18 protein-coding genes are annotated in these 22272 nt (G+C 68.7%); 13 read left to right on the plus strand and 5 right to left on the minus strand.

The genetic code is table 11. The annotated features are described in order from the left end of the window. Nucleotides 1-30: 30 nt before the first annotated feature. The 3 genes from KBX71_RS02040 to KBX71_RS02050 all read right to left on the minus strand — a co-directional run bounded on the left by KBX71_RS02040 (nt 31) and on the right by KBX71_RS02050 (nt 3080). Entirely contained in the window at nt 31-855 is an 825-nt protein-coding gene (locus KBX71_RS02040; protein WP_210816210.1) for a carbohydrate ABC transporter permease, read from the minus strand. Further along, the gene (locus tag KBX71_RS02045) at nt 852-1691 is read right to left on the minus strand and encodes a carbohydrate ABC transporter permease (RefSeq protein WP_240639121.1); all 840 of its coding nucleotides are present in this window, start codon (nt 1689-1691) and stop codon (nt 852-854) included. The genes KBX71_RS02040 and KBX71_RS02045 overlap by 4 nt, the downstream gene beginning before the upstream one ends. A 150-nt stretch (nt 1692-1841) precedes the next feature. After that, nucleotides 1842-3080 carry a sugar ABC transporter substrate-binding protein gene (locus KBX71_RS02050; protein ID WP_210816212.1) on the minus strand — a complete coding sequence of 413 codons (1239 nt, stop codon included), beginning with the start codon at nt 3078-3080 and terminating at the stop codon, nt 1842-1844. Between the two features lie 299 nt (nt 3081-3379). Between KBX71_RS02050 and KBX71_RS02055 the strand changes: the two genes are divergently transcribed. Together KBX71_RS02055 and KBX71_RS02060 are read left to right on the plus strand one after the other, a co-directional pair. After that, a complete protein-coding gene (locus KBX71_RS02055; protein ID WP_210816213.1) occupies nt 3380-5215 on the plus strand; it encodes an RICIN domain-containing protein in 1836 nt (611 codons plus the stop codon). Nucleotides 5216-5399: 184 nt separating this feature from the next. Continuing rightward, a complete protein-coding gene (locus tag KBX71_RS02060) occupies nt 5400-6974 on the plus strand; it encodes an arabinofuranosidase catalytic domain-containing protein (RefSeq protein ID WP_210816214.1) in 1575 nt (524 codons plus the stop codon). 82 nt (nt 6975-7056) lie between these two features. Here the strand turns inward: KBX71_RS02060 and KBX71_RS02065 are convergent, their stop codons facing one another. Beyond that, nucleotides 7057-8376 carry a PHB depolymerase family esterase gene (locus KBX71_RS02065; protein WP_210816215.1) on the minus strand — a complete coding sequence of 440 codons (1320 nt, stop codon included), beginning with the start codon at nt 8374-8376 and terminating at the stop codon, nt 7057-7059. 247 nt (nt 8377-8623) lie between these two features. Between KBX71_RS02065 and KBX71_RS02070 the strand changes: the two genes are divergently transcribed. From KBX71_RS02070 to KBX71_RS02080, 3 genes are all read left to right on the plus strand, one after another. Beyond that, on the plus strand, nt 8624-9595 hold the full coding sequence (locus KBX71_RS02070) for a PaaX family transcriptional regulator C-terminal domain-containing protein (protein ID WP_210816265.1): 972 nt from the start codon (nt 8624-8626) through the stop codon (nt 9593-9595). Nucleotides 9596-10081: 486 nt separating this feature from the next. Further along, on the plus strand, nt 10082-11548 hold the full coding sequence (locus KBX71_RS02075) for an endo-1,4-beta-xylanase (RefSeq protein WP_210816216.1): 1467 nt from the start codon (nt 10082-10084) through the stop codon (nt 11546-11548). A 315-nt stretch (nt 11549-11863) separates the two neighbouring features. Further along, complete coding sequence (locus tag KBX71_RS02080; RefSeq protein ID WP_374102565.1) at nt 11864-13174, plus strand: RICIN domain-containing protein; 1311 nt, start codon at nt 11864-11866, stop codon at nt 13172-13174. A gap of 71 nt (nt 13175-13245) precedes the next feature. Here KBX71_RS02080 and KBX71_RS02085 read toward each other — a convergent pair whose 3' ends face one another. Then, nucleotides 13246-14016 (minus strand): FadR/GntR family transcriptional regulator, encoded by a 771-nt coding sequence (locus KBX71_RS02085; protein ID WP_124820206.1) that lies wholly within the window; start codon nt 14014-14016, stop codon nt 13246-13248. Nucleotides 14017-14163: 147 nt separating this feature from the next. Here KBX71_RS02085 and KBX71_RS02090 point away from each other — a divergent pair, with 147 nt between their 5' ends. The 8 genes from KBX71_RS02090 (at nt 14164) to KBX71_RS02125 (ending at nt 22218) form a co-directional block, all read left to right on the plus strand. Further along, nucleotides 14164-15426 (plus strand): ABC transporter substrate-binding protein, encoded by a 1263-nt coding sequence (locus KBX71_RS02090; RefSeq protein ID WP_210816218.1) that lies wholly within the window; start codon nt 14164-14166, stop codon nt 15424-15426. Between the two features lie 124 nt (nt 15427-15550). Continuing rightward, on the plus strand, nt 15551-16411 hold the full coding sequence (locus KBX71_RS02095) for a carbohydrate ABC transporter permease (RefSeq protein ID WP_240639182.1): 861 nt from the start codon (nt 15551-15553) through the stop codon (nt 16409-16411). Then, nucleotides 16411-17238 (plus strand): carbohydrate ABC transporter permease, encoded by an 828-nt coding sequence (locus tag KBX71_RS02100; RefSeq protein ID WP_210816220.1) that lies wholly within the window; start codon nt 16411-16413, stop codon nt 17236-17238. Before KBX71_RS02095 ends, KBX71_RS02100 begins: the two co-directional genes overlap by 1 nt. A gap of 1 nt (nt 17239) precedes the next feature. After that, complete coding sequence (locus KBX71_RS02105; protein ID WP_210816221.1) at nt 17240-18463, plus strand: mandelate racemase/muconate lactonizing enzyme family protein; 1224 nt, start codon at nt 17240-17242, stop codon at nt 18461-18463. A gap of 107 nt (nt 18464-18570) precedes the next feature. Further along, the gene (locus KBX71_RS02110; protein WP_210816222.1) at nt 18571-19596 is read left to right on the plus strand and encodes a zinc-binding dehydrogenase; all 1026 of its coding nucleotides are present in this window, start codon (nt 18571-18573) and stop codon (nt 19594-19596) included. Beyond that, complete coding sequence (kduD, locus tag KBX71_RS02115) at nt 19593-20354, plus strand: 2-dehydro-3-deoxy-D-gluconate 5-dehydrogenase KduD (protein ID WP_210816223.1); 762 nt, start codon at nt 19593-19595, stop codon at nt 20352-20354. The genes KBX71_RS02110 and kduD overlap by 4 nt, the downstream gene beginning before the upstream one ends. Beyond that, nucleotides 20351-21229 carry an amidohydrolase gene (locus KBX71_RS02120; RefSeq protein ID WP_210816224.1) on the plus strand — a complete coding sequence of 293 codons (879 nt, stop codon included), beginning with the start codon at nt 20351-20353 and terminating at the stop codon, nt 21227-21229. The genes kduD and KBX71_RS02120 overlap by 4 nt, the downstream gene beginning before the upstream one ends. Further along, the gene (locus KBX71_RS02125) at nt 21229-22218 is read left to right on the plus strand and encodes an aldo/keto reductase (protein ID WP_247682728.1); all 990 of its coding nucleotides are present in this window, start codon (nt 21229-21231) and stop codon (nt 22216-22218) included. Before KBX71_RS02120 ends, KBX71_RS02125 begins: the two co-directional genes overlap by 1 nt. Nucleotides 22219-22272 lie beyond the last annotated feature (54 nt).

A 22272-nucleotide genomic window follows, 5' to 3' on the forward strand; every position in this document is an offset into this window, starting at 1 on the left:
CGGGTGGTCGTCCTTGACCGCCGCGGATGGTCAGTCCTTGACGGCGCCGGCGGTCACGCCCATCGAGACGTACCGCTGCGCCAGGATCAGCAGCACGGCGGCGGGGATCGAGGCGACGACGGCGGTGGCCATGATGGCGTTCCACTGCTGGTTGTTGTTCCCGATGTAGTGGTAGATGCCGAGGGTGATCGGCTGGTGGTCGCCGCCGCCGGCCAGGGTCGAGGCGAAGATGAAGTCCGACCAGGACCACAGGAACGCGAAGAGCGACACCGTGACGATCGAGTTGCGGCTGACCGGCAGCACTACCGACCAGAAGGTCCGCAGCTGGCCGGCGCCGTCGACCACGGCGGCCTGGAGCAGCTCGTCGGGGATGCCGGACATGAAGGCCGTGAAGATCAGGACGGCGAACGGCACCGCGAGCGTGGTGTCGGCCAGGATCAGGCCGGGCAGCGTGTTCAGGACACCGAGAGTGAGGAAGATGGCGTAGAAGCCCATCGCCATGATGATTCCCGGGATCATCTGTGCGATCAGCAGCACGAAACTCAGCGTCGGGCCGCCGGGTGGCCGCAGCTTCGCCAGCGCGTAGCCGGCGGGGGCGGCCAGCGCCACGGTCAGCGCCACCGTGGCGAGGCCGACCAGGAAGCTGGTGCCGAGGTACGGCAGTTGCTGGTCGAGCACCGCCCGGTAGCCGTCCAGGGTGCCGTTGGTGGGGAACAGGTGCGGGGGACTGGCCCGCATGTCCTGGTCCCGGGTGAACGACACGTTGATCATCCAGTAGACGGGGAAGAGCATCAGCCCGGTCAGCACCAGGCCGACGCCTGTCTTCCACCAGGCCCGAGGCGTTGACGTGGTCATCGCAGCTGCTGCCTCCGCTCGATTCGGATGTAGACGAGGCCGGCGACCAGAGCCAGCACGATGAGCAGGTTCCCGATGGCCGCTCCCGGGCCGAACTCGGGTAGCAGGTTGCCGAAGCCGAGCCGGTACGACCAGGTGGCGAGCGTGGCCGAGGAGCTGGTCGGGCCGCCCTTCGTCATGATCCAGATGATGTCGAAGACCTTCAGCGTGTAGATCAGCCCCAGCAGCAGCGTGATCAGGGAGACGGGACGCAGCAGCGGGAAGGTGATTCCCCAGAACCGTTGCCATCCCGTCGCGCCGTCGAGCGCGGACGCCTCGTACATCTCCGTCGGGATCGCCTGCAGGCCGCTGTACAGCACGACCAGGTTGAACGGGATGCCGATCCAGATGTTCGCGATGATCACCGAGGTCAGCGACCAGCCCGGCGAGGTGAGCCAGTTGACCGGGTCGATTCCCACCACCCCGAGCGCCGAGTTGACCAGCCCCGAGTCGCTGTTGAGCAGCCACGACCAGGTCGACGCCGAGACGATCAGTGGCAGCAGCCACGGTACGAGGAACAGCGCCCGCAGCGTGCGCGACAGCGGGAAGTGCTTGTAGAAGAAGAGGGCCAGGGCCATGCCGATGGTGAACTGGAAGGCGAGTGAGGCCGCGGTGAAGACCACCGTGTGCGTCAGCGTCGGCCCGAAGGCCGGGTCAGTCAGGACCGTCCGATAGTTGTCGAGGCCGGCGAAGGGCGCCCCGCCCTGCACGAACGAGCGGACGGTGTACTCCCGCAGGCTCAACTCGACGTTGCGGTAGAGCGGGTAGGCGTAGAAGGCCACCAGGTAGATGGTCACGGGTGCCAGGAAGCCCCACGCCAACCATCGGTTGGGTCGGCGGGCACGGGACGGGGGAGGCCCGGGTGGGGCGGCGTTCGCCGCCCCACCCTGGTCTCGTTCTGCAGTGGAGGTCTCGGTCGTGGAGGGCATGGTGTCGGTTCGGATCGCTTACCTGGTCGTGGCCGCGGTCTGCGCGGCGGTCAGTGCCTCCTGGGGCGACTTCCCGCCGCTCAGGGCCGACTGCACGGCGGTCCACAGCGATTCGGAGATCTTCGGGTACTTCGTGCCGAGGTTGTCACCGGTGCGACCCTTGGCCGCCCGGACCGCCTCCACCCAGACCTTGAGCTTGGGGTCCGAGGTCGCCTGTCGCTCCTGAACGGCGGCGACGGGTGCGACGTAGGACAGCGTGGTGTCCGTGGTGAGGAGGTTGTCGGCGTTGGTCAGACAGGTGACGAGCTTCTGCGACGCCTCGTACCGGCCGGTGTTCTTCTGCACCGGAATGGAGACGAACTCACCACCGGTGGGTGCCGGGGCGGGCCCGCCCGCGCTCGCCGGGATCGGGATCGTGCCGTACGAGAAGCCGAGCTTCTCCGCGTTGGCCAGTTGCCAGGTGCCGTTCTCGGCGAACGCGTAGTTGCCGGTGGCGAACTCCTGCCAGCTGGTGGTCTGGGTGTTGTTGATGACCGAGTTCGGGGCGTGGCCTTCCTTGAGCCAGTCGGTCCAGAGGGTCAGCGCGGACACCGCCTGCGGTGAGTCGAGACTCGTCAGTTGCGCACCCGAGCCCCAGAACCAGGGCAGGAACTGGAAGCTGCCCTCCTCGGTGCCGATCGCGGAGAAGGTGATGCCCTTCTTCCCCTTGGCCTTGACCTTGGTCAGTGCCGCGGTCAGTGACGTCCAGTCCTTGACGGCGGCGGGATCGACGCCGGCGGCGGTGAGCAGATCCTTGTTGTAGTAGAGGGCGAGGGTGTTCGCCCCGATCGGCACGCCGTAGGTCTTGCCGTCGCTCTGGCCGGCGCCGAGCAGGTTCTTCTCCATGGCCGAGACGTCCAGCTTGTTGTCGTCGGTGGTGGTGAGCGCACCGGCCTCGGCCAGAGTCGAGATGACCGGGTTGTCCACGATCAGCACGTCCGGTGAGTTTCCCTGCTGGGCGGCGAGCAGCGCCTTGTTTGTCAGGTCGGTGGTGTCGTAGCCGGTCCGCTCGACAGTCACCCCCGCGGAGGTGCCGCACTTCTTGAGCAGCGCCACCCACTCGGAGTCGTCGGCGAACTGCGGGTACGGGTCCCAGACGAGGTAGGCGCCACCGTCCTTCGGGCCGTCGGCGGACGACGAGCAGGCACTGCCTGTCACTGCGGCGAGAGCTATCACGGCGACGGCGGCCAGGCGCCGCCGACGGCTGAGTCCGGTCATGTGGTGCCTCACTTCAAATCGATCGTCAGGTGTGGTGTGTGGGTTGATCGTCGCGGGCTGGACCAGTCCAACCATGAGGCGAATCGATTCGACGAATCGGTTCGCCCGAAGATAGGTCTGGCCATGCCCGGGGGTCAAGAGTCAGTTGACCGCGCTGGGAGGATCGCTGGGCAACACGGACGTCACCGCGCCGTCACTTCATTGACATGGTTCAGTTCCCAGTCCTACGATCCGTGCGAATCGATTCGCAAGCGCTGCCCTCCGGAGAGCGTCCCCCGCGCCCCACCAAGGAGCCGCCCGTGAAGACCCCGTCCCGCAGCAGGTCCGGACGAGCCCGTGTGTTCGTGGCCCGACTCGTCGTCGGCCTGCTCGCCGCCGCTGCCGCCGTCACCGTCGTCCCGTCCCCAGCCCAGGCCGCCGACGAGTCGATAAGCGTCAACTTCTCCACCACCAGCGGTGCGCCGACCTACCGCGCCTCCGGCTGGATCTACGGAATGACCGAGAACGCCAGCGGTCCCGCCGACCACTTCTACCGCGACGTCAAGTTCCAGTACATGCGCGCCGGCGGCGCGCAGCTGCCGGGGAGTGGCTGGGTCGGCGGAACCTACGACCGTCGCTGGAACTCCACACTCGCCCAGGCACGTCGGACCACAGCCCTCGGCGGGAAGTTCATCATCCTGCCGCACGACCTCTGGGGTGCCGACGGCGCCGGAATCTCCCGCTTCCCCGGTGACAACGGCAACTGGACCGACTACGACAACTTCCTGACCCGCCTGATCAACGACGTCCGGGCGTCCGGGCTGTCGGTGCAGTGGGACATCTGGAACGAACCCAACATCACCATCTTCTGGAACCGGCCGATCCCCCAGTACCTCGAACTGTGGCGTCGGACCTACCAGCGCATCCGGGCGGAGTTCCCCAGCCAGCTCATCGTCGGGCCGAGCTGCGCCTGCGTACCGTCGACCAATCACGCCTTCTGGAACCAGTACCTGGACTTCGTCCGCTCGACCAACACGGTGCCGGACATCATCAGCTGGCACTCGCTGCCCGGTGACCCGGTCGCGAACGTCAACGCCGCCAACGCCACCCTCGACCCGCGCGGCATCGCCCACCCGCGTCCGTACCAGATCAACGAGTACGGCGCGCCCGACGAGCAGAACCCGGCCGACGGCGCCTGGTACATCGCGCGCCTGGAGCGGGCCAAGGCCGACGGCCTGCGGGCGAACTGGGCCAGCGGCGGCAGCCTGCACAACGACCTCGGCAACCTGTTGATCCGGAACTCGGCCGGCCAGCACCAGCCCAAGGGCGAGTGGTGGAACTACCGCTTCTACGCCTCCCAGGTCGGGGAGAACGTGGCGGTGACCCCCAGCCAGTCGTACGACGCGTACGCCACGAAGGCGGCCGGGGTGGCGAAGGTCCTGATCGGCGGTGGTCGGACCACCGGGAACCTGACAGTCAACCTGCAACGCCTGGACACCACCAGCGGCATCGTGCAGAACAACCAGGTCCGGGTTCTCACCCAACGCATCCCACACAACGGTGGCGGCGCCGTGGCGGGGCCGATCACTGTCTCGAACAGCGTGGTCGGTGTGTCCAACAACAACGCCACGGTGACCCTGTCGTACACCAACCAGACCGACACCTACGCCGTCACGCTGCTGCCCCCGTCGGACGGTGGCTTCCAGTCGGTGGCGGTGGCCCAGCACTCCCAGCAGTGCCTGAACAACGCCGGCCTGAGCACCGCCGACGGCAACGTCCAGCAGCAGAACTACTGCGACGGCGGTGACCAGCAGCTCTGGAACTTCCGTCCGGTCGCCGGGGTGGCCAACACCTACACCGTGGTCAACCAGCAGAGCGGTAAGTGCCTCGACGTCAGCGGCGTGTCCACCGCCGACGGCGCGGCCGTGCACCAGTGGACCTGCCTCAACGCGCCCAACCAGCAGTTCACTCTGCGCAGGGTGACCTATTCCGGCAACGACTCGCACGACTACCAACTCGTCGCCCGACACAGTGGCAAGTGTGTCGATGTCAACGCGGTCTCCACGGCGGCCGGCGCGCTGGTCCACCAGTGGACCTGCAAGGCGGCCAACCAGGGCAGCCCGTTGAACCAGACGTGGCGGATCCTGGGGCGTTAGGCGTCCCGCGGGAGGTGATGCGCTGGCTGTCCGCCCAGCGGCCAGTGTGTCACCCGGGTAACCACATTCATTGACATAAATAAAACAAAGGTCATACGATTCGCTCCGAATCGATTCGCCATGCCACCACCCCCGCGGCGCGTCGACAATCCCCCGCGCTTCCACGACTTCGAGGAGCCGCCTCGTGCGAACCCCGTCCCCCACCGGGCCAGGAAAAGCCCGTGCACCCATTCCGAGGCGTCAACGCGCCCGTCGTCTGACCGCCCTGGCGGGTGCCCTGGTCGGCGTTCTCGTCGGCATCGGCGCCACCCCCGGTGCCCCGTCGCCGATCGCCGAGGCGGCCGCCGCTCAACTCGCGGCCGCCATCGAGCCGGGGCAGAGCACCCCGATCGTCGGTACGCCGTCCGGCCGCTGCCTCGAAGTGCCCAACTCCAGCACCACCAACGGCACCCAGACGCAACTCTGGGACTGCAACGGCGCTGCCGGCCAGACGTGGACGTGGACGTCGACCAAGCAACTGCAGGTGTACGGCAACAAGTGCCTGGACGCCTCCGGCCGAGGCACCACCAACGGCACCCAGGCGATCATCTGGGACTGCAACGGCCAGAACAACCAGCAGTGGAACGTCAACAGCAACGGCACCATCACCGGCGTGCAGTCCGGGCTCTGCCTCGACGCCAACGCCGCCGCCACCGCGAACGGCACCAAGGTCATCCTCTGGGCCTGCAACGGCGGCGCCAACCAGCAGTGGGCCTCGCCGACCACCACCCCGCCACCGACCAACCCGCCGACCGGCGCGCGTCCGTGCGACATCTACACCTCCGGCGGCACCCCGTGCATCGCGGCGCACAGCACCACGCGGGCGCTCTACGAGGCGTACGCCGGCAACCTCTACCAGGTCCGACGCTCGTCGGACAACACGACCCGCAACATCGGGCTCACGGGTACGGGTGGCACCGCCAACGCGGCGACGCAGGACTCCTTCTGCACCGGCACGACCTGCGTGATCACTGTCGTCTTCGACCAGTCCGGGCGCGGAAACGACCTCTGGTACCAGGGGTCGAGCGTGGTGCCGGGCTCTCCCCAGAGCAAGCCGGCGATCGCGACCTCAGAGTCGCTGACCGTCGGAGGCGCGAAGGCGTACTCGCTCTACATCAACCCCGGCAACAGCTACTGGCGCGACGGGCACCTCACCGGCGTGCCGACCGGCGCGGCGCCCGAGGGCATGTACATGGTGACCAGCGGGACCCACGTCAACAGCGGCTGTTGCTTCGACTACGGCAACAGCGAGACGACCAGGAAGGCCGACGCCGCCGGGGCGATGGACGCCATCAACTTCGGCAAGCAGTGCTGGTTCGGCGGCTGCTCGGGCAGCGGACCCTGGGTCCAGGCCGACCTCGAATGGGGTCTCTTCCCGGGTGGCAGCAGCTCCTGGAACCCGAACCAACGCGCGTTCACCAGCAAGTTCGTCACCGCGACGCTCAAGAACAACGGCGTGTCCCGCTTCGCCATCAAGGGCAGCAACGCCCAGTCCGGCAGCCTCTACACGCTGTGGGACGGCTCGCTCCCGTCGGGATACAGCCCGATGAAGAAGCAGGGCGCGATCATCCTGGGCAGTGGCGGTGACTGCTGCAAGCCCGACGGCGGCGCGAACCTGAGCGCCGGCACCTTCTACGAGGGGGCGATGGTCGCCGGCTATCCGTCCGACGCGACCGAGAACGCCGTGCAGGCCAACGTGGTGACCGCCGGTTACCGCTGATCCTGGCGAGGCCAGAACGCGTCGTGCGCCGGTCACCACCTCGTGGTGACCGGCGCACGCTCGCGTGGACGTCGACCCGGTCTCAGGTGACCGTGCAGGACGCGCCGTTGAGGGTGAACGAGGACGGTCGTGCGTTGTTACCGGTGTGGGTGCCCTGGAAGCCGAAGCTCACCGAGCCGTTGGCGGGAATGGCGCCGTTGTAGCCGACGTTCCTGGCCGTCACCTGCCCCGAGCTGGGCGAGTAGGTGGCGTTCCAGCCCGAGGTGATGGTCTGCCCGCCCGGCAGGGTGAAGACCACCGACCAGCCGTTGACGGCGCTGGTGCCGGTGTTCGTGACTGTGATGTTCTCGGTCAGCCCGGTGTTCCAGGCGTTGACCTCGACTGTCACCCGACAGGCGCCGGAAGCCGGCGGCGGGGTGGTCGGGGGCGGGGTGGTCGGCGGCGGGATGGTGGGCGGCGGCGTGGTGGGGTTGGTCAGCCCGAAGAACGCGATCGCGGACGCGGCCATGCCGCCGGACGGCAGGCTGTGCCCGGCCCCCTGGATGCTGTACGCCTCGACCTGAACGGTGCCGCTGCTGTCGGCGTACCGGCGCCGGTTCCAGTTGGCCTGAGGGGTGTCGGTGGAGGTGGGTGTCTGGCTCAGCCCGAACACGTTCGTCCACTGCTCGATCGCCTCCTGCAACAACGAGTACGGCACGAGCGTGTCGTTGGTGCCGTGCCACAGCTGCACGCGCGGGCGGGGTCCGGAGTAGCCGGGGTACGCCTGGCGGACCGCGTCGCCCCACTGCTGCGGGGTCCGATTCATGTTTCCGCCGGTGCACTGGCTGCTCCCGGGCGGGTAGTCCGCCGCGTTGGCGAAGCAGTTGAACGGCACGCCCATGAACGCGGCGCCAGCCTTGAACACGTCGGGGTAGAGCGCCAGCATGTGGTTGGTCATCATGCCGCCGGACGAGCTGCCGGTGGCGTAGACCCGGTCCGGGTCGGCAGCGTACTGCTGTTGCACGTACTGGATCATCGAGATGATCGACACCGGGTCGCTGCCTCCGCCACGCCGCTTGGCGGCGTCCGACCAGGTGTCGAAGCAGTTGCCGAACCCGGCCTGCTGGGTGGCGGACGGGTAGATCACGATGTATCCGTACCGGTCGGCCTGGCTGGCGAACTCGCTCCCGGAGTAGAAGCCCGGGCCGGACCCGCCGCAGCCGTGCATGGCCACCACGACCGCCGGCCGGGCCGGGCGGTTGTCCGGCACGTAGACGTGCATGCGCATCCGACCGGGGTTCTCACCGAAGCTGGTCACCTCGGTCAGTGACGCCGCGTACGCGGGCCCCACCGTGGGGGCCACCAGTCCGGCCGCCACCAGTGACGCGGCCAGGGCGAGTAGCAGTTTCCTTCTGATTCTCAACTGACGACTCCTTCGATTGCCTGTGCAGGCTGGATTGGCTGTGCGACCCGGCGGGTCTGCCCGACTCCCGCTGTGATCGCACGCTGCCCGCTACCTGTGGCTCGCCCAGCCCGGCTTCGGATGGCGTCGCGTGGCAATTAGTGTTCCCCTCGGGCCAACAAGTGTCAATCGAGGATGCTCTATTTATGAAGAGCGGTGCCGGTCCGTCTACAGTCGTCGTACCGTCCCCGAGGAGCACGGAGTGCCTGTGGCGAGCCTCTTCGACATCGACGAGATCTATCCGGACGACGGAGACCACGCACTCCGGCTGCCCCGCCGGCAGGTCGGCAACTCGCCCCAGGGTGTCGCGGTGACCCTGTTGGCCGACTACACGCTGCGGACGCGTGTCGCCCTCCCGTCCGCCGCCATCGTCGCGCTGCTCGGGGAGACCGGCGTGACGACGGCCGGCGCGCGGACCGCGATCAGCAGGTTGGCCCGCCGCGGCGTGCTGGAGGGCAGTCGACTGGGGCGGCGCAGCTCCTACCGCCTCAGCCGCGCCGCCGCCGCCAGCCTCTCCGCCGGAGGGCACTGGATCCTCGCCTCCACCAGCTCCACGGCGCGGTGGGACGGGTGCTGGACGATCGTCGCCTTCTCGCTGCCGCAGGATCGCAGCACGCAGCGTCGGGCCCTGCGGGCGCAACTCCGGTGGCTCGGTTACGCGCCGCTGTACGACGGTTTGTGGATCTCACCGCAGGAGCTGACTCCTGCGGCTCGGGCCGAGCTCGACCGGCTCACCCTCGGCGCCGTGACGGTGTTTCGTGGGCGGCAGACAGCACTCGCCTCGACCATTCACCGAGCGCCGATCGAAGCCTGGGACATCGAGGCGATCAGCCGGAGTTACGACGCGTTCCTGCGGCGGTGGACGCCGCTGTTGCCCGGAGTGGTGTCCGGGCGGGTCGACGGCGCCGCCGCGGTGCGGGCCCGTACCGAGGTCATGGACACCTTCCGGCGTTTCCCCGTCCTCGATCCGCAGTTGCCCGTGGAGCTTCTCCCACGGGAATGGCTCAGGCGTCCGGCGCGGGAGTTGTTCGCGGCCGTCTACGACGGCCTCGCCGCACCCGCCGAGCGGCACGTCCGGGCGGTTGTCGAGCGGTTCGCCGACGCCGCGCAGCCCGGCATCGAGGCGCACACCACCGCCGACCTGGTTGCCGGAATACGCGCCGACGCGAAAACGGCGTAACCGTCTTCGCGTAGCTCGGCCACCGGGTGCTGGTGAACCACGAGGCGGTCGCCGCCGGCCGGCGACTGTGAGCGATAACAGAGTTGCCGTGCGGCGCGACCGCGGCGGCATGGTGGTACGGGTCGTCCCCTTGTCGTGCGGCGGCTGAGCGCGGTTGCCCTGGGCGTTTGGCGCCGAGCGAAACGTGGCGTTCCGGGAGATCGTCGTGAACGGCCCGTTACGTCTTGACGAACGGCATGTTATCGCTCACTCTCGATATAGAGGACGATCGCTGTCGTGGCTCACCGGGCGAGCCGCACGGGTCGTACCTCCGATCACGACGTCCTGCAGGGCACGCGGACGTCACCTCGGGACCGGCAGACGCCGCGACAGCCCTCTCGGACCGCGCGTGCTGATGCCGGGTAGCCAGGAAGGCCGTCCCCGATCGGTTACCCCGAGCGAAGTGGCACATCACCACCACCGATGCAACCACTGAAAAGGAACGCCATGAAACCCATGAGAACGATGTTGGCGGCGGCGACCATCGCTGTCGCCCTCACCACCGGCATGACGGTGGCGCTGACCCCCGCATCCGGCGCCGGCACGACCTTGAAGGCCGCCGCCGCCGAGAAGGGCCGCTACTTCGGCGCTGCCGTCGCGACGGGCAAGCTGTCCACCAGCGCGTACACGACGATTCTGAACCGTGAGTTCAACAGTGTCGTGGCCGAGAACGAGATGAAGTGGGCATCCAACGAGCCGTCGCAGGGCCAGTTCAACCACTCCGGTGGTGATCGTCTGGTCAGCCATGCGCAGGCCAACGGGATGAGCGTGCGGGGTCATACCCTGCTGTGGCACGCACAGCAGCCGGGTTGGGCGCAGGGCATGTCCGGCACCGCGTTGCGGAACGCGGCGATCAACCACGTCACGCAGGTCGCGACGCACTACCGGGGCAAGATCTATGCCTGGGATGTGGTGAACGAGGCGTTCGCCGATGGCGGCGGTGGTGGGCGTCGGGACTCGAACCTGCAGCGCACCGGTAACGACTGGATCGAGGCGGCGTTCCGGGCGGCGCGGGCGGCGGATCCGGGTGCGAAGTTGTGTTACAACGACTACAACACCGACGGGATCAACGCGAAGTCGACGGGGATCTACAACATGGTGCGGGACTTCAAGTCCCGTGGCGTGCCGATCGACTGCGTGGGCTTCCAGTCGCACCTGGGCACCTCGTTGGCCAGTGACTACCAGGCCAACCTCCAGCGTTTCGCCGATCTCGGTGTGGATGTGCAGATCACCGAGCTGGACGTGATGACCGGCGGCAACCAGGCAAACATCTACGGCGCCGTCACCCGCGCCTGCCTGGCCGTCTCGCGCTGCACCGGCATCACCGTGTGGGGCGTGCGGGACTGCGACTCGTGGCGTGGCTCGGACAACGCCCTGCTGTTCGACTGCAACGGCAACAAGAAGGCCGCGTACACCGCCGTCCTGGACGCTCTGAACGGTGGCTCGACCCCGCCCACCACGCCCCCGCCGGGCTCCGGGGTGGACACCAGCGCCTGGTACGTGCTGCTGAACCGGAACAGCGCCAAGGCGCTGGACGTATACGCCTCGGCCACCAACGACGGGGCGCGGATCAGCCAGTGGACGCGCAACAACGGCGTCAACCAGCAGTGGCAGTTCGTCGACTCGGGGAGTGGCTACTACCGGTTGAAGTCGCGCAACTCCAGCAAGGTGCTCGATGTCAGCGGCTTCTCCACCGCCGACGGCGGCGCGATCGTGCAGTGGGGCGACCTCAACGGCACGAACCAGCAGTTCCGACTCGCGAACTCGGCTGACGGCTACGTGCGGCTGATCAACCGCAACAGCAACAAGGCCGTCGAGGTGCAGGGCGCGTCCACCGCCGACGGTGGAAACATCGTGCAGTACGCCGACTGGGGCGGCACCAACCAGCAGTGGCAACTGGTCCGGATCGGCTGACGACCGCCACCATCGACCTGGGGGAGAGAGGGCTGCCGGCCGATCGGGATCCGGCCGGCGCCCGCCCGGGCGAGGTCTGACGAATGGCGGTCCGTCCCATCCGGGGCGGGCCGCCGTACCCCCGCACAACACCCCCCACACGTGCTGACGCCACCACCAGGACGCCGGCACGCACGCCAGGGCACCCGCGGGCGTTCCGCTCGTGGGTGACCCCGATCGAAGGAGTGCACCATGAAAGCCCTCGGTGAGGCTCGTCCCGCCTCTCGACAGAGACGTCGCTGGCGGTCAGGGTTGGCCGCGGCGGCGGCCGCGGTCATGGCAGCCAGCACACTCGTCGCGGTCAACGCGGCGCCCGCGGCGGCAGCCACAGTGGACACCAACGCCTCCTACGTGTTGGTGAACCGGAACAGTGGTAAGGCGTTGGATCTGTATGCGTCGGCTACCAACGATGGGGCGCGGATCAGTCAGTGGACGCGTAACAACGGGGTGAATCAGCAGTGGCAGTTCGTGGACTCTGGTGGTGGTTATTACCGGGTCAAGTCGCGGCACTCGGGCAAGGTGCTCGACGTCAGTGGTTTCTCGACCGCTGACGGTGGGGCGATCGTGCAGTGGGCGGACCTCAATGGGACGAACCAGCAGTTCCGGTTGGCTGACTCCGATGGTGGCTATGTGCGGTTGATCAATCGCAACAGCAACAAGGCCGTCGAGGTGCAGGGCGCGTCCACCGCTGACGGTGGGAACGTCGTGCAGTACGCCGACTGGGGCGGCACGAACCAGCAGTGGCAGCTCGTCCAGGTGGGCGGCAGCGACCCCACGACGCCACCGCCGACGGGTGGTAGCGGGTGCGGCAAGGCGCCGACGCTGGCCAGCGGCACGCACACCATCCAGAGCAACGGCAAGAGCCGAACCTTCATCCTCCGGGTGCCCGCCAACTACAACAACAGCAACCCCTACCGGCTGATCTTCGCGTTCCACTGGCGCGGCGGCACCATGCAGGAGATCTCCTCCGGCGGCACCAGCGGAACTCCGTGGTCCTACTACGGGCAGCAGGAGCAGTCGAACAACAGCGCGATCCTGGTCGCGCCCCAGGGGTTCGGCAACGGCTGGGGCAACTCCGGCGGTGAGGACATCGTCTTCGTCGATGACATGATCAGCCGGATCGAGAGCAGCCTCTGCGTCAACCCGAGGCAGCGGTTCGCCCTCGGCTTCAGCTGGGGCGGCGGCATGAGCTACGCCGTCGCCTGTGCGCGGGCCAACGCCTTCCGCGCCGTCGCGGTCATCTCCGGTGGGCAGATCAGCGGCTGCAGTGGCGGCACGCAGCCCATCGCGTACTTCGGGCTGCACGGCATCTCGGACAACGTCCTGGGCATCTCGGGTGGCCGGGCGTTGCGCGACACCTTCGTCCGGAACAACGGCTGCACCGCGCAGAGCCCGCGCGAGCCGGCTGCCGGCAGCCGCACGCACGTCACGACCACGTACTCGGGCTGCCGGTCCGGTTACCCGGTGCAGTGGGCCGCGTACGACAACGGTCACATGCCCGGCCCGGTGGACGGCACCTACGCCGAGAGCGGCATCACCACCTGGACCAAGGGTGAGATCTGGAGGTTCTTCGCCCAGTTCTCGTGACCTGTCGGTCTCAGCTGGCGGCGCCTGCTCCCGTACCTCGGGGGTGGGCGCCGTTGGTTTGTCCGTGACGGTCAGCGTTCGAGGCGGACCGGGCTCCCCGAGCCGTTGCGGCGGACCAACCAGGCCTCGGTGATGTGGGTGAACATCGCCTCGGCGGCGCCGTTGGAGTCGTGGGCGGCGATGCGTTCGTAGATGCGCCGGTGACCCTGGTTGGACGCCACGCACAACGCGCGTTCGGTCCGGCCCATGTACCGGGCGGTGTTGATGACCTGGCTCTCCAGCGCGCGCACGACGCCACGGGCGATGCGGTTCCCGGATGCCTGCATGATCGTGTCGTGGAAGGCCCGGTCGTGGTCGTGGTAGGTGACGTGGTCGTCGACGAGCTCGTCCATCCGGTCCACCATCGCCCGCAGTCGATCGACGGTCTCGGTGTCGGCGAGGCGGGCGGCGACGTTCGCCATGTCGGACTCCAGCACCCGTCGGGTGACGACCAGGTCGTCGAGTATGGCGAGGCTGTCGTCCACCGCGATGGTGGCCGCGAGGACGAGCTCGTCGAGCATGTCCCAGTGTGACGGCGGGGTGACCATGGTGCCGGCGCCCTGGCGGACCTGCACCAGCCCCTTCTCCTGAAGGATCTTGACTGCTTCCCGGACGACGGTCCGGCTCACGCCGAAGGTCTCGCAGAGGATCGGTTCGGGAGGCAGCGATGTCCCGGACGGGTGTACGCCGCGGACGACTCGCTCCACCAGTTCGGCGGTGACCGCCCTGGCGAGGTTGGTCGGCCGACGCACCCACGCCGGGGTCGCCGGGCTGTTCAGGGTTGTCTCCTGCGGTGGCGTCATGTCCCCCTCCGAATGGCTCGCCGTGGCACGACGTCCGGGCCAGTGTACGGCCGACTGTTGACGTCACACGTCATACGAGTTACCTTCCGGTCAACATTTGGCTCGCGGGACACCCGCCGGCCACCCCCCATATAGAGGTGACAACTGATGAGACAGCGCGCAATATGGTCGGCCGTCCTCGTTGTGGGCCTGGCCCTGGCCGGTTGTGGAAGTGCTAGCGATTCGGGCAAGTCAACCAGCTCGGACGGCAAGTTGGTCGTCTGGGACTGGAAGTCCGGCGAGCCATTCGCCAAATCCTATCTGGAGAAGGCCAAGGCCGACTTCAAGAAGAAGCACGCCGACGTCGAGGTCGAGTTCGTCGCGCAGCCCTTCGACCAGTACTACACCCTGCTCGGTGCGGCGATCCAGTCCGGCAAGGGCCCGGACGTGATGCTGTTCAACGGTGGCGGCCAGATCCGCGACCGGGTGGACGCGCTGGTGCCCATCGACGAGTACGTGGCCGAGGACCGGCAGCGGTTGGCCGGCTGGGAGGCGTTCGCCAAGGACGGCAAGACCTACGCCGCCCCGGTGACGCTCCAGGGTTACCCCATCTACTACAACAAGGAAATCTACCGGAAGGCCGGCCTCGACCCGGCCAGCCCGGCCACCACGTGGGACAAGTTCGTCGCCGACTGCGCCGCCATCGCCAAGGCCGGCTCCAAGTGCTTCGCCCTCGGCAACAAGGAGGGCGTCGGCATCCAGTTCTGGCTCTCCAGCCTCGGCTCGACCACCCTCACCACCGCGGAGTACGACGCCTGGATCGCCGGCAAGCGCGACTGGAACTCGGCAAACGTCAAGCGGATCTTCCAGACCTGGAAGGAGTCCGGCGACAAGAAGATGAACAGCGACGGGGCCAACTCGACAGCCATGTTCAACGACTCCTTCGCGCTCTTCCAGTCCGGTAAGGCCGCGCACGTCATGGGCCTGATGTCGGACGTCGGCCACTGGCAGGACTTCAACGAGTTCCTGACCCCGGAGAAGCTCGGCGTCATGAAGGCCCCGATCGTCACCGCCGGCACCACCCCGAGCCTCCCGTACGACGGTGGCATCGGCTACGCGGTCGCCAAGTGGACGAAGGACCCGAAGGTGGCCGCCGACCTGGTGCGCTCCCTGAGCTCGGCCGAGGCGTTGAAGGCCTTCTACGCCGACGCCGGCGCGATCGCCGCGGACACCACCATCGACGTGTCGCAGGCCGGACCGGCCGTCGGCACCATCGTCGGCGAGCTGAAGAGTGGCAAGCCCGCTCTGCACGTGGCGCTCTCCTCGAAGACGCTGGACCTGATGGGTCGCCTCTCCCAGCAGCTGCTCAGCGGTTCGGTCAGCGTCGACGAGGTGGTGAAGCAGTTGGCCGCTTCCGACCAGGCGGGCTGACCTCGTGCCAATGGGAAACACGCAACCGTCGGTCCGTCCAGCTTCGGCTGGACGGGCCGGCGGGGCGGCGGCCACCCCCGCCCCGCATCGGAGTGGCGCACAACCCCGTCGCACGCGTAGCGGTGTGCGGGCCGAACGCTACGCCCCCTACATCCTGGTCGCCCCGGCCGTCCTGATCATCGTGGTGCTGCGCCTCTACCCGCTGCTCCTCGGGGTCAACTTCTCCTTCACCGGCGACGGTGCGCAGAACGGGACGGCTGTCGGGTTCGGCAACTATCGCGAGCTCTTCGCCGACCCGCTGTTCCAGACCGCGCTGAAGAACGTCGGGCTGCTGGTCCTTCTGCTGCCGGTGGCGGTGGCGATCCCCGGTCTGCTCGCGACGTTCATCTACCTGCGGGTGCCCGGTCACCGCTTCTACCGCAGCGTCTACTTCTTCCCCGCGGTGCTCTCACCTGTCATCGTCGGTGCGATCTTCAACCTTCTGCTCGCCTTCGACGGCCCCCTCAACGCCGTCCTCGGGTCGGTCGGTGTCGCGCCGATCGACTGGCTCGGTGACCCGGGCATCGCGATGTTCATGGTGGTCGGCGTGCACATCTGGGCCACCTTCGGCATGGCCCTTGTGGTGTTCCTCGCCGGGTTCGCCACGCTGGACCCCGCGCTGCTGGACGCTGCCCGGGTGGACGGGGCGTCGCTGCGCCAGGTGGTCTGGCACGTGATCGTCCCGAGCCTCTCGCGCACCATCCAGTTCGTCTTCGTGACCACGATGATCGGCATGCTGACCTCGATGTTCGGGCTGCTCTACGTGATGACGAGCGGCGGGCCGGAGGGGTCGACGTACCTGCCGGAGTTCTACATCTGGAAGCAGCAGGGCCAGATGAACCGTCCGGCTCTCGCCTCGGCCGCGTCGACGATCCTCTTCATGATCATGCTCGTGGTGGGGCTGTTGCAGATCAAGCTGCTCGAACGATCCGGAAAGGAGGATTGATGTCTCGCCTCCGCCTGGGCTTCTGGCTGATCGCCGTCCCCATGTCGCTGCTGGCCCTGGCGACGATCTACCCCCTGCTGTTCACCGCCAACGTCGCGATGAAGACGCGCCGTGACTACATTCTCGACCGGTTCTCCCTGACCGACGCTCTGCGTTGGGAGAACATCAGCACGGCGTGGAACAGCGTCGGCATGGGCCGCTACTTCGTCAACTCACTGTTCGTGGTGACGGTGTCGGTGCTCCTGCTGCTGCTGTTGGGGTCGATGGCCGGTTTCGCCCTGAGCCAACTGCGGTTCCGTGGCTCGTCGGCGTTGTTCCTGGGTTGCCTCGCGGGTCTCTTCATCCCGTTCCAGGTGATCATGGTGCCGCTCGCGCGGATCATGGCCGACACCGCGCTCATCGACACGTACCCCGGACTGATCCTCGTCTACGTGGCTCAGTTCCTGCCCTTCACGGTCTTTCTCATGACCAGTTACTACAAGGGCATTCCGTCGGAGATCGTCGACGCCGCGCGCATCGACGGCAACACCGTGTACGGCGTGTATCGCCGGATCATGCTGCCCCTGGGCACCCCGGCGCTGCTGTCGGTAGGCATCCTCAACGCCCTGTTCTGCTGGAACGACGTCCTGATGGCGCTGGTGATGATGCCCTCGGCCGATCACCGGACGCTCATGATCGGGGTGACCTCGTTGCGCGGGCAGTACTCCGACAACATCCCCACCTTCGCCTCCGGGGTGCTGATCGCCGCGATACCCGTCCTGTTGGTCTACCTGTTCCTCCAGCGCCAAATTGCCGACGGTGTGGCCGCCGGTTCCACGAAGGGTTGACATGCGGATCACGGGATATCGGACGCTCTCCACGGTCCAGGAATGGGGGCGACCCGTCGGCGACGCCAACGGGGTGTTCGCCGACGGGGTGGTCCCGGTCTCGATCGTCATCGTCGACACCGACGAGGGCATCTCGGGAGTCGGCCTCGGGCCGCACGTCGAGATCGAGCGGATCTTCCCAGCCATCGAGGGTGAAGACCCCCGGGCCGTGACGTCCCTGTACGACCGCATGTTGCGGCACACCTTCAAGGCGGGCCACGCCGGGCCGGTGTTCGGCACCATCGGCGCCCTGGACACCGCGCTGTGGGACATCAAGGCGCAGGCCGCCGGCGAACCGCTGTGGCGGCTGCTGGGCGGACGAGACCGGCGGGTCACCGCCTACGCGTCCGGGCTGGACATCGGGCTCACCGACGACGAACTCGTCGCGGAGTACGAGGTCTACGCGAGCCACGGCCTACGAGCGGCCAAGCTCAAGGGTGGCCTCGACATCGAGAGCGACAGGCACCGCCTCAGCCTGGTCAAGGAGGTTCTGACCGAGGCCGGGCGCGGCCGGCGCCCGGGTCTGATGCTCGACGTCAACGAGGCGTGGACCCGCAAGCAGGCCGTCCGGCACGTCTGCGAACTGGAACGCACCCTCGACCTCATCTGGATCGAGGAGCCGGTCCGGCGCTGGGACGCCGAGGGTCTCGCCGCGGTCAGCCGAGGCGTGTCCGCGTCGGTCGCCACCGGTGAGAACCTCACCGGGCTCGAACAGTTCCGTCCGCTGATCGCGGCCGGCGCGGTCGACATCGTCCAGATGGCGGCCGTCTGGGGGGTCACCCACTTCCTGCGCGCGTCCGCCCTGGCACACGCCCACGACCTGCCGGTCAGCCCGATCGGCAACAGCCCGGTCGGGCTGCTGCACGCCGCGACCTCGGTGCCGAACCACCTGACCAGCGAGTTGCAGGACCTGCACTCTCCGGTTGGTGTCTCCATCGACCTGCACGTCGAGGATGGCGCCTTCATCCTCGGCGACTCACCGGGGCTGGGTGTCCGGGTGGACGAGGAGCGGATCCGGGCGGCCAACCGCCGCCCGCAGGCGCATACGGCCGACAGCCCCAACGTCCGGCCGGAGCGGGCCGGACGGCGGCTGCTGGCCGGGGTCGACGGGGTGATCCCCACCCGCCAGGTGCCCACCGTGCCGCTGAACTCCGGCAACGAGGTGTCGCCGACCGTACGGCACTGAGCTGACCACCAGAACGAGGGAAGGCGTGGGTGCATCGCGACGGCGATGCACCCACGACCATGCCCGGTCGGCACGACCGACGTACCGACCGTCGAGACGGAGGAACGATGAAGGCAGTCGTCTACCGGGGGGCGCGAAACCTCGGAATCGAGAACCGTGACCCGGAGCCGCCGGGTCACGGCCAGGTACGGATCGAGGTGGCGTACACCGGGATCTGCGGTACGGATCTGCACATCTACCATGGCGACATGGACGCCCGGGTCGGTGACTCCGCGATCATCGGGCACGAGATGTCCGGGCGCATCGCGGCCGTCGGCGAGGGCGTGACCGGCTGGAACATCGGTCAACCCGTCACCGTGATGCCGACCCGACCCTGCGGACGGTGCGCCGCCTGCCAGCGGGGCAACTCCCACGTCTGCCACGCGATGAACTTCCTCGGCATCGACTCGCCGGGCGCCATGCAGTCCTCCTGGACCGTGCCGGTGGAACTGGTCCTGCCGCTGCCGGAGGAGTTGCCACTCGACCACGCGGCGCTCGTCGAGCCGGTCGCGGTCGCCGTGCACGACGTACGCCGGGGGAACGTGACAGCCGACGACCAGGTGGTCGTGGTCGGCGGTGGGCCGGTCGGCGTCCTCATCGCCACCGTCGCGCGGAGCCGCGGCGCGCGGGTGCTCCTCGTCGAGCCGGACCCGTTCCGACGCGAGGTGGCGGAAGGGATCGGGATCGAGGCCGTCGACCCGCGATCGACAGATGTCGTCGCGTTGGTCAACGACCGTACCGATGGCGCGGGCGCCGACATCGCCTTCGAGGTGTCCGGCTCCGCGGCCGGCGTCACCACGGCGGTCGACGTCCTCACCACTCGCGGGCGGCTGGTGATGGTGGCGATCCACCCCCAGCCCCGGGAGGTCAACCTGCACCGGTTCTTCTGGCGTGAGCTGGAACTCCTCGGTGCCCGGCTGTATCAGCGCGACGACATGGTGGAGGCGATCCAACTGGTCGCCTCCGGTGCGATCCCGGCACGGCAGCTCATCTCCCGGGTCGAGCCGGTCGAGGCGGCCAGCGCGGCCTTCGCGGCGCTGGAGGGCGGCGGCGTCATGAAGGTGCTGCTCGATGTGCGGGAGGGTAACCAGTGACGGCCCTGTTCGACCTGTCCGGACGGACCGCCGTCGTCACCGGGGCGCGGCGCGGTATCGGCCTCGCCATGGCCGAGGCCCTGGCAAAGGCAGGTGCCGACATCGTCGGCGTCTCCGCCCAGCTCGAAGCGGAGGGCAGCGAGGTCGAACGTCGGGTGCGAGCCACCGGCCGCCGGTTCACCGCGCTGCGGGCGGACCTCGGTGACCGGGCGGCCGTGCACGGGTTGGCCAGCGACATCGTCGCGCTCGGGCCGGTCGACATCCTGGTGAACAACGGCGGCACGATCGCCCGCACCCCGGCCGCGGAGCACCCGGACGAGATGTGGGACCACGTGATCGAGGTGAACCTCAGCAGCCAGTTCATCCTCAGCCGGGAGATCGGCCGGACGATGGTCGAGCGTGGCCGCGGGAAGATCATTTTCACCGCGTCGCTGTTGAGTTTCCAGGGCGGCATCACCGTCCCCGGTTACGCCGCGTCGAAGTCGGGCGTGGCCGGCCTCACCAAGGCGCTGGCGAACGAGTGGGCGGCGCACGGCGTGAACGTCAACGCCATCGCGCCCGGCTACATCGCCACCGACAACACGCAGGCGCTGCGCGACGACCCCGACCGCAACCAGGCGATCCTCGGCCGGATCCCGGCCGGGCGGTGGGGCCGGGCCGACGACCTCGGCGGTGCCACGGTCTTCCTGGCGTCTTCCGCGTCGGACTACGTCAACGGCGTCGTGCTGCCCGTCGACGGCGGCTGGTTGGGCCGATGACGGGCGCACCGGAGACCGGGCGCGCCGGGATCGTCGACGCGCACCACCACCTCTGGGTCCGCGCGCGGCACCCGCAGACGTGGATCGACCCGGTGACCATGGCGGCCATCGACGCCGACTTCGAACCCGCCGACCTCGCGCCGCCGGCGCGGGCGGCCGGGGTCACCGCGACAGTGGTGGTGCAGTCCATCGCCTCCGACACGGAGACGGTGGACCTGCTGGGCGTGGCGGCCGAGGACACACTGGTACGTGGGGTCGTCGGCTGGGTGGACCTGACCGCCGACGACGTCACCGAGCGTCTCGGACGTCTACAGGCCGCCCGAGGCGGGGAACGCCTCGTCGGCATCCGCCACCTCGTGCAGTCCGAGAGCGACCCGGCATACCTCGACCGCCCGGACGTCCGTCGGGGCATCGCGGCGGTCGGCGCGGCCGGCCTCGTCTTCGACCTGCTGGTACGCCAACACCAGCTCCCCATGGCCGCGCGTCTCACGCGCGACCTGCCCGAGGTGAGCTTCGTCCTCGACCACCTGGGCAAGCCCGCGCTGGGCAATTCGGAGCTGGCGGAGTGGAGCCGGGACCTGCGGTCGTTGGCGGCCTCGCCCAACACGACGGCGAAGCTCTCCGGGCTGGTGACGGAGGTGCCGCTCCCGCAGTGGACGACGGCTGACCTTCGACCCGCCGTCGAGGACGCCCTCGACGCGTTCGGGCCGGACCGACTGATGTTCGGCTCGGACTGGCCGGTCTGTCTGCTCGCCAGTTCGTACCAGCGGTGGGTCGACACCCTGGCAGAGCTGCTGGAGGGCCAGGACGGGGCCGACCAGGCATCGGTCTGGGGCGAGACGGCCCGCCGCGTCTACGGGCTGGAGGCGTCGTGATGGCGCGCGCACTGCCGCGCCGGCCGCAGCTACGGCTCACCGAGCTGGGCTTCGGCGCGGCCCAGGGTGGCAACCTGTTCCGAACGACGACGGACGAGGAGTTCGCCTCGGCTGTCGACGCCGCGTGGGAGGCGGGCGTCAGGTACTTCGACACCGCGCCGCACTACGGTCTCGGGCTGTCCGAGCGCCGCCTCGGTGCGGCGCTGCGCCAACGGCCGCGCGACGGGTACGTGGTGTCGACGAAGGTCGGGCGACTCCTGGTGCCGTCGCCCCAGGACGCGCACCTGCGGGACTCCGACGGGTTCGACGTGCCCGCGACCCACCGGCGCGTGTGGGACTTCAGCCGCGACGGCGTGCTCCGCTCCATCGAGGCCAGCCTGGACCGGACCGGGCTGGACCGCATCGACATCGTCTACCTGCACGACCCGGACGACCACTGGGAGCAGGCCGCGCACGAGGCCGTACCCGCCCTGATCGACCTGCGCGACCAGGGCGTCGTGGGTGCCATCGGTGCCGGCATGAACCAGTCGGCGATGCTGGCGCGGTTCGTCCGGGAGACCGACGTCGACGTGATGATGTGCGCCGGGCGGTACACCCTGCTCGAACAGGGCGCGGCGGCCGACCTGCTGCCGGCCGCCGAGAACCGGGGGGTGGGCGTGGTCATCGCGGGCGTCTACAACTCCGGGCTGTTGTCGCGGGACCGTCCGCCGGCCGACGCCGTCTACAACTACCAGCAGGCCCCGGCGGCGCTGATCGAGCGGGCGCGGCGGATCGCCACGGTCTGCGAGACGTACGGGGTGACCCTGCCGCAGGCGGCCCTCGCCTTCGTCCGCCGGCACCCGGCCGTGGTGTCGACGGTGGTCGGCGTCCGCGACGAGGCGCAGGCGGTCGAGACGGTGCGACGGTCCGGGATCGTCGTACCCGAGGAGCTGTGGGACGACCTGGCGGCGGCCGGTCTGCTCGCCGCGCCTCCCGGTCGGTCTGCCTGATCCACGACGACGTCCGGGCCGGGACCGGCTCCGTTCCTCGGATACCGGTCCCGA

The sequence above is a fragment of the Micromonospora sp. D93 genome (genome assembly GCF_018070365.1).
Taxonomy (GTDB): domain Bacteria; phylum Actinomycetota; class Actinomycetes; order Mycobacteriales; family Micromonosporaceae; genus Micromonospora; species Micromonospora ureilytica.

Coding starts and splice junctions, on each gene's coding strand:
- KBX71_RS02050 (WP_210816212.1), bottom strand. CDS start 3,080: ATGACCGGACTCAGCCGTCGGCGGCGCCTGGCCGCCGTCGCCGTGATA.
- KBX71_RS02075 (WP_210816216.1), top strand. CDS start 10,082: ATGAAACCCATGAGAACGATGTTGGCGGCGGCGACCATCGCTGTCGCC.
- KBX71_RS02100 (WP_210816220.1), top strand. CDS start 16,411: ATGTCTCGCCTCCGCCTGGGCTTCTGGCTGATCGCCGTCCCCATGTCG.
- KBX71_RS02105 (WP_210816221.1), top strand. CDS start 17,240: ATGCGGATCACGGGATATCGGACGCTCTCCACGGTCCAGGAATGGGGG.
- KBX71_RS02040 (WP_210816210.1), bottom strand. CDS start 855: ATGACCACGTCAACGCCTCGGGCCTGGTGGAAGACAGGCGTCGGCCTG.
- KBX71_RS02080 (WP_374102565.1), top strand. CDS start 11,864: ATGGCAGCCAGCACACTCGTCGCGGTCAACGCGGCGCCCGCGGCGGCA.
- KBX71_RS02090 (WP_210816218.1), top strand. CDS start 14,164: ATGAGACAGCGCGCAATATGGTCGGCCGTCCTCGTTGTGGGCCTGGCC.
- KBX71_RS02110 (WP_210816222.1), top strand. CDS start 18,571: ATGAAGGCAGTCGTCTACCGGGGGGCGCGAAACCTCGGAATCGAGAAC.
- KBX71_RS02120 (WP_210816224.1), top strand. CDS start 20,351: ATGACGGGCGCACCGGAGACCGGGCGCGCCGGGATCGTCGACGCGCAC.
- KBX71_RS02085 (WP_124820206.1), bottom strand. CDS start 14,016: ATGACGCCACCGCAGGAGACAACCCTGAACAGCCCGGCGACCCCGGCG.
- KBX71_RS02125 (WP_247682728.1), top strand. CDS start 21,229: ATGGCGCGCGCACTGCCGCGCCGGCCGCAGCTACGGCTCACCGAGCTG.